General features: G+C 47.7%; 10 protein-coding genes and 2 tRNA genes. 5 read left to right on the top strand and 7 right to left on the bottom strand.

The features are described 5' to 3' along the window. Positions 1–13 precede the first annotated feature (13 nt). From ACNI23_RS06390 to ACNI23_RS06380, 3 genes are all read right to left on the bottom strand, one after another. Positions 14–1738 (bottom strand): SulP family inorganic anion transporter, encoded by a 1725-nt coding sequence (locus ACNI23_RS06390; RefSeq protein WP_420247368.1) that lies wholly within the window; start codon positions 1736–1738, stop codon positions 14–16. A gap of 238 nt (positions 1739–1976) precedes the next feature. Then, positions 1977–2052 (bottom strand) — tRNA-His (locus tag ACNI23_RS06385). 44 nt (positions 2053–2096) lie between these two features. Beyond that, positions 2097–2172, bottom strand: a tRNA-His gene (locus ACNI23_RS06380). A gap of 327 nt (positions 2173–2499) precedes the next feature. Here ACNI23_RS06380 and murA point away from each other — a divergent pair. The 5 genes from murA to metG all read left to right on the top strand — a co-directional run bounded on the left by murA (position 2500) and on the right by metG (position 10418). Then, positions 2500–3753 (top strand): UDP-N-acetylglucosamine 1-carboxyvinyltransferase, encoded by a 1254-nt coding sequence (gene murA / locus ACNI23_RS06375; protein ID WP_420247367.1) that lies wholly within the window; start codon positions 2500–2502, stop codon positions 3751–3753. Positions 3754–3768: 15 nt separating this feature from the next. After that, positions 3769–6174 (top strand): DNA internalization-related competence protein ComEC/Rec2, encoded by a 2406-nt coding sequence (locus tag ACNI23_RS06370; protein WP_420247366.1) that lies wholly within the window; start codon positions 3769–3771, stop codon positions 6172–6174. 124 nt (positions 6175–6298) lie between these two features. After that, entirely contained in the window at positions 6299–6697 is a 399-nt protein-coding gene (locus tag ACNI23_RS06365) for a response regulator (RefSeq protein WP_015852052.1), read from the top strand. 242 nt (positions 6698–6939) lie between these two features. Further along, positions 6940–8256, top strand: a complete 1317-nt coding sequence (locus ACNI23_RS06360) for a PSP1 domain-containing protein (RefSeq protein ID WP_420247365.1) — start codon at positions 6940–6942, stop codon at positions 8254–8256. A 221-nt stretch (positions 8257–8477) separates the two neighbouring features. Then, entirely contained in the window at positions 8478–10418 is a 1941-nt protein-coding gene (gene metG, locus ACNI23_RS06355; protein ID WP_420247364.1) for a methionine--tRNA ligase, read from the top strand. 76 nt (positions 10419–10494) lie between these two features. Here the strand turns inward: metG and ACNI23_RS06350 are convergent, their stop codons facing one another. Genes ACNI23_RS06350 through ACNI23_RS06335 form a run of 4 tightly spaced genes read right to left on the bottom strand, consistent with a single transcriptional unit; the run spans position 10495 to position 12350 of the window. After that, positions 10495–11436 carry a hypothetical protein gene (locus ACNI23_RS06350; RefSeq protein ID WP_420247363.1) on the bottom strand — a complete coding sequence of 314 codons (942 nt, stop codon included), beginning with the start codon at positions 11434–11436 and terminating at the stop codon, positions 10495–10497. Between the two features lie 50 nt (positions 11437–11486). Next, positions 11487–11720, bottom strand: coding sequence for a SlyX family protein (locus ACNI23_RS06345; protein ID WP_420247362.1), 234 nt, complete (start codon positions 11718–11720; stop codon positions 11487–11489). 55 nt (positions 11721–11775) lie between these two features. Further along, the gene (locus ACNI23_RS06340; RefSeq protein ID WP_420247361.1) at positions 11776–12042 is read right to left on the bottom strand and encodes a hypothetical protein; all 267 of its coding nucleotides are present in this window, start codon (positions 12040–12042) and stop codon (positions 11776–11778) included. 44 nt (positions 12043–12086) lie between these two features. Beyond that, the gene (locus ACNI23_RS06335; RefSeq protein ID WP_420247360.1) at positions 12087–12350 is read right to left on the bottom strand and encodes a FeoA family protein; all 264 of its coding nucleotides are present in this window, start codon (positions 12348–12350) and stop codon (positions 12087–12089) included. Between the last annotated feature and the right edge of the window lie 91 nt (positions 12351–12441).

Here is a 12441-nt window from a genome sequence, read left to right as displayed (position 1 = left end):
CCGGACTTTTTCTTTACGCTGTTGTTGCGGTAAATTGTTTTGGTGAAGTGCAGCGGGGCAGCCCTGAGTCTTTATCCACATGGAGAATCGTTTTGGCGACTGCAGTGGAAAAATCAGGGAATATGTTATCAGGGCCGACAAGTTCATCTGTTCCCAGACGGGCCATGATTTTTCGGATTCGCGGATTTACGCCGGAAAGAAGTATCTTAACGTTTTGAGCATGAGCCCTGCGGATTACTGTCTCAAGAGCTTCAATACCTGTTGCGTCCATGGTCGGAACAAGGCGCATGCAGAAAACAATCACTTCCGGTTTTTTGCGGGTGAAGCTCATTACATCCACAAACCTTTGGGCCATTCCGAAGAACATGGGGCCGTTGATTTCATAAACCACTACTTTTTCATGTCCGTTCTTGCGGTCGATGATCTCTTCTTCGGGCAGTCCGGTATCCAGACTGTGCACGTCAGTCAATTGGCTCATGCGCTTCATGAAGAGCATTGCAGCCATAACCACGCCAACTTCAACAGCTACGGTCAGGTCTACAAATACAGTCAGCAGCAGGGCTATGAGCATAACCAATGAGTCTGATTTGGGAGCGAAGAGCAAACGTTTAATGCGGTGAACTTCACTCATGTCCCATGCGACCAGCATGAGAACCCCGGCAAGGCTGGCAAGTGGAATCATTGAAGCTAGCGGAGCGCAGACCTTGATGAACATGATTAAGGTCAGAGCGTGGACTATGCCTGCTACAGGTGAATGCGCTCCGGCGCGGATGTTGGTTGCAGTGCGGGCAATCGCTCCGGTTGCAGGCAATCCCCCGAAAAGAGCTGAGCCGATGTTTGCCAATCCTTGAGCAATGAGTTCATTGGATGAGTTATGGCGGTCACCGCTCATGCCGTCCGCAACTGTGGCACTTAGCAGTGATTCGATTCCGGCAAGGATCGCGATAGTGAAAGCTTCAGGGATCAGGGTTTTCAACTGCATCAGATCGAGACCGGAAAAAGAAACTGCATCAGGCAGGATGGTGGGAATTCCACCGAATCTGCTGCCGATGGTTTTTGTCTGAAGTCCCAAGCCCCATGTTATTACGCTTGCTAAGGCAATACCAACAAAAGGAGCGGGGATGCGGGGGATAAATCTCCTGACCAGCAGCATTGAAACTACGGTAAGCATGCCCAAGGCGAGAGTTGTTGGGTCGGTGCTTGGAAGTGAGACTGCACACGCTTTGAGCCGGGGCAGGAAATCAGCAGGCATTTGATCAATTTGCAGCCCGAGGAAATCCTTGATCTGAGTGGAGAAGATCAGGATGCCGATGCCGGAAGTAAATCCGGTGGTCACAGGGTAAGGAATGTATTGCAGGAGTTTACCAAGCCCGAGGCAACCCATTACCAAAAGGATGACTCCAGCCATGATAGTGGCGAGAATGAGCCCATCGTAACCGTGGCGGGCAATGATTCCGGATATGATAATGACAAAAGCTCCGGTAGGTCCACCGATCTGAAAGCGCGTTCCGCCAAATGATGAAATAATGAATCCGGCGATGATGGCAGTAAAAAGGCCTGTAGCCGGGCTTGCCCCGGAAGCTATTGCAAATGCCATAGCCAGAGGAAGTGCAACAATACCGACGGTAATTCCGGCGGCAATATCCTGCCTTAATGTGGCCGGAGAGCAGCCTGATTTAATGAATTTGAAGCTGGTCGGGATGAAACGGTTCAGTTTTGAACAGACGTAAGTGTCCATTGAGAAACCTCCTTATTTTGGTGGTGTCTCCGTGGGGCTCAGTCGGTGGTCATATTTTTGAAATGAATTGGCCAGAGGCTGGAACTCGCGCGGAAAAAAGACCCTGATAATGCCGCAGAAATTTCATGTCAATGGGGTTTTGAAAGAAAACTTTGTGCTTTAATTCCCAAGTATTGCCGGAGATAGTGTTGAGCAGTAGGCAAAAAAAAAGGACCGGATAAATCCGGTCCTGAAAATATGGGGTGAGTGAGGGGACTTGAACCCCCGGCCACTTGGGCCACAACCAAGTGCTCTACCAACTGAGCTACACCCACCTTAAAAAAGGGGTCAGGGATTCCTGATCCCTAGAGATGTCAAATGGGGTGAGTGAGGGGACTTGAACCCCCGGCCACTTGGGCCACAACCAAGTGCTCTACCAACTGAGCTACACCCACCGCGTCTGTGAGGAGGTGTTTAACTAAGCTGGGTGTTATGGTCAAGAAGTTTTTGAAAAAAAGGTCGTTTTTTTTGTAATCATCAAATCTTGCAAGTAAAAGAGATGATTAACTTGTTTATAAAACGATGTTTTTATCTTAATAGAAAAATAGGTTGTGCACACTCTTCACTAAAGGGTTATTTTGTGCCACAAACAACTTGTTATTTTGATACTGAAAGCAATCAGGGGTCGCGGAAAGGTAAAGTCTTTTCATTTAGCTGCTGTAAGTTAATCTTCAGTTATTATCGACAGTAGCTTATTACCTGATAATTATAAGGATTTTTCGATGGATAAATTAGTTATTGAAGGTGGAGTCTCTCTTAACGGCCCTATCAGGGTCAGCGGTTCTAAAAACGCAGCGCTGCCCATTCTGCTGGCTTGCATTTTACCGGAAGGCCCGGTCTGCCTCAGCAATGTTCCCCGTTTGAGGGATATTCATACTACTCTTAAGCTGCTTGATATTCTTGGCTGTGAGACCTCTTTTGATGGTAATACGGTATGCAGCGAGGTTAAGGATCTTAAAATAGAAGCCCCGTACGATCTGGTTAAAACCATGCGTGCTTCCGTGCTCTGCCTCGGTCCCTTGCTGGCCCTGAAAGGCGAAGCCAAAGTTGCGCTTCCCGGCGGCTGTGCTATCGGCGCACGTCCTGTGGATCTGCACCTGACCGCATTTGAGCAGATGGGTGCTACCTTTGATCTCGACTCCGGTTACATTCATGGTAAATGCGACAAGCTTAAAGGTGCGCACATCAACTTTGATTTCCCCACTGTGGGCGGAACTGAGAACGTGCTCATGGCTGCTGCAATTGCCGAAGGGGAAACCATTATTGAAAACGCTGCCCGTGAGCCGGAAGTTGTCGACCTTGCAAAATTCCTTATTGCTTGCGGCGCAAAAATTTCCGGTCATGGAACAAGCATCATCACTATTCAGGGTGTTCCCTCGCTTAAAGGGTGTGACTACAAAATCATGCCCGACCGCATTGAAGCCGGAACCTACATGGTTGCTGCGGCAATGACTGATGGTGAACTGCTTATTCAGGATTGCCCCTTTCAGGAACTTGAGTCTGTTGTTTACAAGCTGCGCAAAATGGGCGTTTCCCTTGAGGAAGAGGAGGGCGGTGTACGCGTGCGTCGTGCAAACGGTCTTATTTCCGGTGTTGATATCACCACGCAGCCTTATCCCGGCTTTCCCACTGACATGCAGGCTCAGCTTATGACCCTGATGTGTCTGTCCAACGGTGCCGGAACCATCGAAGAAAAGATTTTCGAGAACCGTTTCATGCATGTGCAGGAACTTGTGCGTATGGGGGCGAACATTAAGCTCAAGGGCCGTACCGCCATGATTCGCGGAGTCGAGAAAATGACCGGAGCTCCGGTTATGGCTTCCGATCTGCGGGCCAGTGCTTCTCTTGTTGTTGCAGGATTGGCAGCTCATGGGCGTACAGATGTCCAGCGTATCTACCACCTCGATAGAGGATACGAGAAGCTTGAAGATAAGCTTTCCGCTGTAGGCGCGAGGGTCTGGCGCGAGCAAGAGTAACCGATCTGCCGCTTCATGAAACAGGTTGCGGATAATTTGATTAAAAAGAGCAGGCCCGGGATTCCGGGCCTGTTTTTATGGCAGGTTCTTGTTCCTGCATTTGTTTTCGGCATCCTTTCCATTCAATGGATGCTTCCTTCTTTGACCGCTTTGCTGGTCTATCTCTTCCTTGTTTTCTTCTTCCGACCTGAAAAAGGTGCGGCTTTTTTGATGCTGGTACTGTTCGGTATTGGGCATTGGTACGGCAATTTTGTCCTTCCTCCCGGTCTCGGAGTTATGCCGGATTGGATGGCTGCCCGTGAAAAGGTACAGCTCAGCGGAACAGTCCACAGTATCAAGGGAGCTCCGGGAAATCGTCTTAAAATACTGCTTGAAAATGTCAGTTGCCAGAGCAATTCAGCTGTCACCGATCTCGGTGGATATCTGAATTGGACATGGGACAAGCCGGACCGGTTACCTTTTGTTGGACAGCAGGTGTCCTTTGTCGCGCGGGTTAAGCCGATTCACGGTTTTCGCAACAGCGGCCTCTGGGATTACGATTTTTATTGCCGCACCAAGGATATTCGGTACCGGACGTACACTCAGGGAAAGATCAAAAACGGCGGGTTAAAGCCGTATTATCCGCAGGGCTTGCAGAAATTACGGGCTTCCCTGCGTGAACATATTCTGAAGAATGCTCCCCCAACTGACGGAGGGGCAATTTTTCCGGCATTGCTGGTCGGGGATCGTTTTTATCTTTCACAGGACAGTGTGGAACTTATTCGCAGGGCCGGTGTCTCGCATATTCTGGCTTTATCCGGGCTGCATGTCGGGTTCATCGTGGCAATAGGTTTCGCGTTGGCTTGGCTGATCGGCCTGATTTTTCCACGTATTTATTTGCGGATTCCCCAAATGCGTTTGGGGGTGCTTTTATCTGCTGTTCCGGTTTTATTTTATCTCTGGCTGGGGCAGTTCAGTCCTTCACTCATGCGTGCGGTGTGCATGTTCGGCTTCTGGGGCCTGCTCATGTTTTTTAACCGGGGCAGGGTGCTTCTGGACGGTCTTTTTCTGGCGGTTGTTGTGATTTTGGGCTTTGCTCCGCTCAGTGTCTTTGATCTGGGATTTCAGCTTTCGGTGTTGGCTGTAACCGGAATTGCTTTGTTTTATCCGGTTTTCGCGCGTCTGATGCCTGCTGGTCACAGTCTACCGGTTAAAGCAGCCCGTTTCGTGCTGGCAGTTTTTTATGTCAGTTTGTCAGCCAATATTGCTTTACTACCTATCATTATCTGGAATTTCGGGGTGCTCACTCCAAATTTTCTTTTCAACATACTTTTCGTGCCCATAATCGGGTCAATTGTAATGCCTATTTGCGGTGTGGGCGGTTTATTTGTTTCCTATTTCAGCCCGGAACTTTCGCATTCATTATTTGTGTTCGGGGCAAATGTATTCGAGTGGCTTATGCAGCTGGTGCGGGAAGCCGTAAGCGCTGGCTTGCTGCCGGAATTTGCATTTTACCGTCCACACTGGGAAGGGCTGCTGATTTATTACCTCGTGCTGAGTGCGGCTCTTCTATTGATTTACGGAAAATCACGACGGGCACAATTGCTGCTTTTGCCTGCTGTTTTGTTACTTGGGGTGCGTCTTTCCGGTGAATTCGGGCCGGAGAGGGTGCGCATGGATGTGCTTGATACCGGACAATCTCAGTGCGTTGTAATTACGGGGCCGGAAGGTACACGCACAGTTGTGGATGGCGGCGGTGGTTTCGGTAGGACCTTTGATATGGGGCGGTCCATAGTCGGCCCATGGTTGACTTATGGGCATTTGCCGAGGGTGGATAATATCTTCATGACCCACGGGGATAGGGATCATGCCGGAGGATTGGCCTTTCTTCTGGAGAAGTTCGCGGTGGGGCGTTTGTATTCCAACGGAGATATCCCCAGTGGCCGGATCGGTGAGCGCTTTAAAGCTGCTTTTGAGGATAAGGGATTAACTCCTCAAGCTCTCGTAAGCGGGGAGAAGGTTGTTCTTGAGCCGGGATTGATCATGGAGGTACTGCATCCTTCTTCTGATTTTGAAGGTAGCCGTAACGATCGTTCTTTATATCTTAGGTTGCTCTGGAACGGTCATCCGTTGTTGTCCATCTCAGGTGATCTTGATCGTAAGGGGATACGGACAGTTTTAAGGCGTTCGCAGGATCTTTCTTCCCGTGTTCTTGTCCTCCCGCATCATGGCAGTGCCGGATCTTATTCGCCTGAATTATATGAACGTGTTGATCCTGAATTGGCTGTTGCTGCATGCGGTTTTCTAAATCGTTTTAAATTTGTCGCAAAAAAGGTTGTAAGGGAGCTGGATAAAAGACATGTATGTTTGTACACGACTTCAGCGCACGGAATAATTACCGTGGAATGGAATGGTGACGGGACGGTGATAACTGTTCCCTGATTTAAAATGCATTTTTCTGATTAATGTTGTTCTGGAAACTTGATTTTCATGTGCAAAAGTGCCAATGTCTACCCATTGACCGAAGTCTATATGTGAAGCCTATGATGAATGGAGGTTTGTCTGCATGCGGGTGCTGATAGTTGATGATGATTTTTATTGCCGCAATATGTTGCATGAGATCATGAAGCCATATGCACAGTGCGATATTGCCGTTAACGGTGAAGAGGCTGTCTTTGCGTTTAAGAAGGGCCTTGAATCTGGCAATGCGTATGACCTGGTATGTCTGGATCTTGTGATGCCGGAAATGGACGGACAGCAGGCTTTGCGTGAGATCAGGTCCATTGAGAAAGATTTCAAGGTTGAGGAAGATGGCGCGGTTAAGGTTATCGTTACGACCATGCTTGATGACCGCAAGGAAACACATGATGCATTCTTCCTTGGCGGAGCGACCTCATACCTTGTTAAGCCAATTGAAGAAAGCAAGCTTGTAAAGGAGCTTAAAAATCTCGGCTTTTCAGTTTAATCTTTTTAAGCAAATTTCAGGCTGTTAATAGAGTCCTGTTTTTTATATTTTTGCCCTGAAATCAGGGAGGAATCCGCGGCTATTGCTGCGGATTTTTTTTGCTAAATATTAAAAAATGTTATATTCAGGGATATTAGGAATGGAAAACAGAATTGAAGTTCCTTAGGAAGTGGTCTATTGTGACTCCTTCATATCAAGTTTTATCCGCCACGAGTTGCGGTTTTATATAAGGTTTTTTAGCAATGTCACAGATTTTAGGCGTTAAATTTAACGATTTCGGACAGATATATTATTTTTCGTCCGGTCCTTTCGTTGTCCGGGAAGGACATTCGGTCATCGTGAAGACCGAACAGGGCATGGGGCTCGGTAAAGTTTTTGTCGTGCAACAGGATTTGCCCGAGGATGTATCCGAGGACTCAATTAAAACTATCTACCGCCTTGCCGGCGAAGAAGACCTTGAAGCTGAGGTTGAGAACAAAGAACTCGCCCGTACAGCACACAGGTTCTGCAAGAATTGTATCGATCGTCAGAAGCTCGAAATGAAGCTGGTGGACGTTGAGGTATTTTTCGATCGCAGCAAGATGATTTTTTATTTTACCGCTCCGGGTAGGATTGATTTCCGTGAGCTGGTCAAGGATCTGGTTAAGGAATACAGGACCCGCATCGAGCTGCGTCAGATCGGCGTACGCCATGAAACCCAGATGTTGGGTGCCATCGGTAACTGCGGTCAAATTTGTTGCTGCCGACGCTTTATGCGAAAGTTTATGCCGGTAACCATCCGTATGGCCAAGGAACAGAATCTTTTCCTTAACCCGACTAAAATTTCCGGTATTTGCGGCAGACTGCTCTGCTGTTTGTCTTTCGAACAGGAAAATTACGAAGATTTCCACCGTAAAAGTCCTAAGACCGGAAAGAAATACAATACTGTTCACGGTACTGTAAGGGTTACACGGACCAACTTTTTCAGAAACACTCTGACCGTTTTGCCGGAGCAGGGGGATGAAATTGAGATTCCCTTGGATGATTGGCCGGATATGATTAAGTCTTCCGGTTCTGATCGTGGCGGTGAATCTGATTCCCGTTCTGATGAACCTCGTAGAGGACGCTCTGAAGGCAGGGATGACCGCGACGGTAGCAGTTCAAGACCTCAAAGGTCGCGTTCTGACCGTTCCCGTCCTGATCGCTCAAGAAGCGATAGATCAAATTCTGATCGCCCCAGACCGGAACGTAAGCCTGTGCGAGAGAACCTTGAACGGGAAAAAGCTGATCAGACAAAAGTTTCAGCTGAGAAACCGGAAGCTAAAGAGGAGCGCCGAAAGGATGATTCTCAGCAGCAGGATCGCCGTAAGCGTCCGGCAAGGAAGGATCGTCCTCCACAGAAACCGGAGCAGCAGAAGCCGGAACAACAAAAGCCGGAGCAGGAGAAGCAGCCTGCGGCACCTGTTCAATCCGGTGAAAATGATGAGTCTGCTAAACCTAAAAAGTCTTCGCGTCGTCGCCCTGCAAGGCGCAGGCGTAAGCGCAAACCTTCCGGTCAGCGGAAGAATAAAAGCAATTAATTTTAAGAATAGAAATATTTGCTTATATTCGGGTTCTTCGCTATATGCGTTCTGCCCGTGAGCAGTAAGCGATCTTGCGGCCGGTTGAAAATGTTAATGTTCTCACCCGGCTGTTGAGATTTTTTACGCTGTATTCATTTCGGATTTTGCATGCGGCTATGGCCGTTTTATATAACCTTTATTAAATCCGATTGTTATCACCTTAACAGGAGTGACTGATTTTGGATTCGTTTTTTATTACAACTCCCATCTATTATGTTAATGCAAAGCCGCATCTCGGCCATGCCTACACAACAATCCTTGCTGATTCCATGAATAGGTTTCACAAGCTGCTGGGAGATGAAACTTTCTTTCTCACCGGAACAGACGAGCACGGTGACAAGATTGTTCAGGCCGCGGAAAAAGGTGGCCAGACCCCCCGTGAATACGTCGATGAAATAAGCTCTCTGTTCAGTGGCCTGTGGCCCGGTCTGCAGATTGAAAACGACGACTTCATCAGGACTACTCAGGAAAGGCACATCAAGTGCGTTCAGGAAGTTCTGCAGAAAGTTTATGATAAAGGTGATATTTATTTCGGTGAATACGGCGGTCATTACTGCTTTGGATGTGAACGTTTCTATACCGAGAAGGAACTGGTTGACGGAAAATGTCCTCAGCACGAAACAGTTCCCGAATATATTGCTGAGAAGAACTACTTCTTCAAGATGTCCAAGTATCAGGACTGGCTCATTGGTCACATCAATGACAATCCCGAATTTATCCGTCCGGAAAGGTATCGCAATGAAGTGCTGAGCCTTCTCAAGTCCGGCGAATTGGAAGATCTGTGTATTTCCCGCCCCAAAAGTCGTTTGGAGTGGGGCATCGAGCTGCCGTTTGACGATAAATTTGTGACTTATGTGTGGTTTGATGCTCTTATCAACTACATTACTGCGCTTGAATATCCTGACGGAGAAAAGTACGAGAAATTCTGGCCTAAAGCCAACCACCTTGTTGCCAAGGATATTCTCAAGCCTCACGCAATCTTCTGGCCTACAATGCTCAAGGCCGCTGAAATTGAGCCTTACCAGCACCTCAATGTGCATGGTTATTGGCTGATCAAAGACACCAAGATGTCCAAGTCATTGGGCAACGTTGTTTCTCCGCTGGAAATGGCAGAGAAGTATGGTGTTAATGCTTTTCGTTATTTTCTGCTGCGTGAAATGGTTTTCGGCAATGATTCCAGCTTTTCTGAGGAGGCTCTTGTCGGTCGTCTCAATGCTGATCTTGCCAACGACCTCGGCAACCTCTTCAGCCGTACCCTGTCTATGACCCATAAGTATTTTGAGGGTAAGGTTCCTGCTCAGGGTGATGAGGCGGATGAAGATTGCGAAATTAAGAGTCTTGGCCGCAAAGCTATGGCCGAATTTCAGAATAATTTCATGGACGCCAAATTTTCCCGTGGCCTCGAAGGTCTTTGGGAGCTTGTTCGTGGCTTGAACAAATATATTGATACCACCCAGCCGTGGACTCTTTATAAAGAAGAAAATATGTCCCGCCTCGGAACTGTGATGTATGTTCTGCTTGAGAACATGCGTAAGATTGCAGTTCACCTCTGGCCTGTCATGCCTGAAGCCAGTGAGATGATGCTTGAACAGCTGGGTATCAAGTTTGCTCCTGAAAAGGTAAACCTGCAGGGCGAAATCGATGTTTGGGGTCTTCTTGATCCGGGCTCCGAAGTTGCCAAGAAATCCAATCTCTTCCCGAGAGTGGAACTGCCCAAGGAAGAGCCTGCTCCTAAGAAAAAAGAAGCAAAGAAAGCCAAGAAGCAGTCCAAACAGGTTAAGGAAGAAATTCCCGGAGTAATTGAGTTCCCCGATTTCCAGAAAGTGGATATGCGTGTTGGAACTGTACTTTCCGTAACCAAGCATCCCGATGCAGACAAGCTGCTGCTGGTTAAGATCGATACCGGCGATGATGAGCCGCGTCAGGTTGTGGCCGGGCTTGCTGAGTTCTTCAAGCCCGAAGAACTGGAAGGTCGTCAGGTTGTCGTTGTTGTTAACCTCCAGCCCCGCAAGCTTCGCGGTGAAGTGTCTCAGGGCATGATCCTCGCTGTTCGTAACGGTGAAGGGATGCAGCTGCTAAGTGTTTCCGCACCTGTTGCGAATGGTTGCAAGGTTTCTTAAGCCAGCAAATAGACTATCAAAAAAAGCCCCGTACTCTTATGAGTGCGGGGCTTTTTTGGGTCCTGAGTTGGGTGGATCAATTTGAAAATTTAAGCTTGAATTCTTGTTCTAGAATTTTCTTGGCGCGATTTTCGTTCTCCGCATAAAGATTTGTATCGAAAAGAGCTTGGTGTCCGCTCCAATGTTTTGCAACTTTTGATAAATCCTGATGGGCGCATGTGTGTCCTTGATGATGGACATCTCTGAACCATGCCATTGCCGTGTCATACACGATTCCCAGATTATTCTGGAATTCCCGCCATTCTTCACCTTCTTTTAATTCGCGCTTAACGCCTTCAAATACGTGTGCCCCGAAAGGTCTCGCCGGACCGAAGGGGACAGTCGCAGGCCGGGCTTGCTTCATGTTGATTAATGCGCACCATTCGTTGACGCGGCATGAGGGCAGCGGCCAAGGCTTTTTGCGCAGCGACGGACATACCATGTAATTTGATACATCTGTTGGAATATAACCTTTGGGGTCACTGGCTATGGTTATGAATTCTTTCAGGGTCGGGCGGTAATTCTGATATGTTTCCGGAGAACATAATTTATGGTGAAATGCCGGGCATTGGCAGCATAAACCGATTTCCCCTGCTGCAATATTGTCCCCGATCGATTCCATAAGGAGATTTACCGGATCAGCAGTGAAGTATACATCGTTGTGGACGGTCAGCACATAATCTTTATCTGTGTGCTCCCATCCGTATTGATAGCGGACTGAGTGACGGTAGTCGTCGTCGGTAAGCAGATCTTCTTCAATGTGATTTATCCAGCGCCAGCCTGAAGGTTTGTAAAGGGTTATGTTATCCAGCAGATCCAGAATTAACTGCCTGCCTAAAGCTTCTGTTTCCTTCGGACGATCCTGCACAAACCATATGCGGTCAATCCATTGTCCGCTGTGTTTCATTAGTGAAAGCAGGGAAAGGGCCGTTTGAAAAGGTTTGCCGTAAGCATTAATGAGAACGTCAATTTTTTTCATATTGGAGTCCAAGGCTGACAGTTATGTGGATTGTGCTGATACTTGGAAATTTAAAGCTGGCCGTAGTGGGGCGGGGGAACGTCATCTTGCGGTGAAGCATGGGCAACAGCATTTTTCAGGTCTTTCATCTGACTGACCATGAACTGCAGCTTTTTTTCAAGCTCAGATATCTGTTTTTGTTGGGCGATGATGAACTTGTTCAGCTCTTCAACTGTTTGATCTTGGAGTGCAAGGGCTGTCTCAAGACGTTCTATTCTTTCTTCGGTAGATTTTATATTGCTCATGGCTGAAAAATGCCAGAAGAGCCGCGGGAAGGCAAATGAAACGAGCAGATAGGAATTAAGCTTTTGTCTTTTTAGGCAGGTCGTAAGGAATATCCACACCATTAATGACAAGGTCGACAACCCGGCCTTCGGTGCGTTCAACGAAGTCTTTGTAATTCTTGAGCGAAATCATGGTCTCGATGGAGTCTTCGGTGCTGCCCCAGACTCCGTATGTAGCCTTGATCCGGTCATGCACTTTTTTCATTTCCAGAATAGTCAGTGACCACCATGACCCATCGGTGGCAAGAATTTCAAGGGATTGCCATTTTGCGTCTGAACCCATGAAGTAATACTCTTGATTTGGAGAAAATTGTTGTTGCGTGTATATTAAAACGCACTGCACTTATTGCAGTCACAGACGGGGATTGCCATGATCTTTTTGGCCATTTCGCAACCAATGGCATACTGGGAGTTGCGCACTCGTATACTCATGCGACCATTATTGCTAACGATGTCAACTATTGTTCCGGGTATTATGCCCATGGAAAGAAGTCTGCCGCGGCAGCACTTTCCTGCATCAAACCCGGTTACTCTGACCGACATTCCGCTTTTGTAGCTGGATAGCGGTCTTGTATCTGCTGTTTTTGCCATTACGTTCATTGCAATTGAAATTTAAAGTCAGTTGTGAACTTTGTCAATGGTGTGATGGAATTAACATACAAATAAGGTAGGCAACTCTATG

This window comes from Maridesulfovibrio pacificus (SeqCode), assembly GCF_048612815.1.
GTDB lineage: Bacteria > Desulfobacterota > Desulfovibrionia > Desulfovibrionales > Desulfovibrionaceae > Maridesulfovibrio > Maridesulfovibrio pacificus.
Note: the sequence above shows the minus strand (reverse complement) of the source record. Positions and strands in the feature narration are given on the sequence as shown.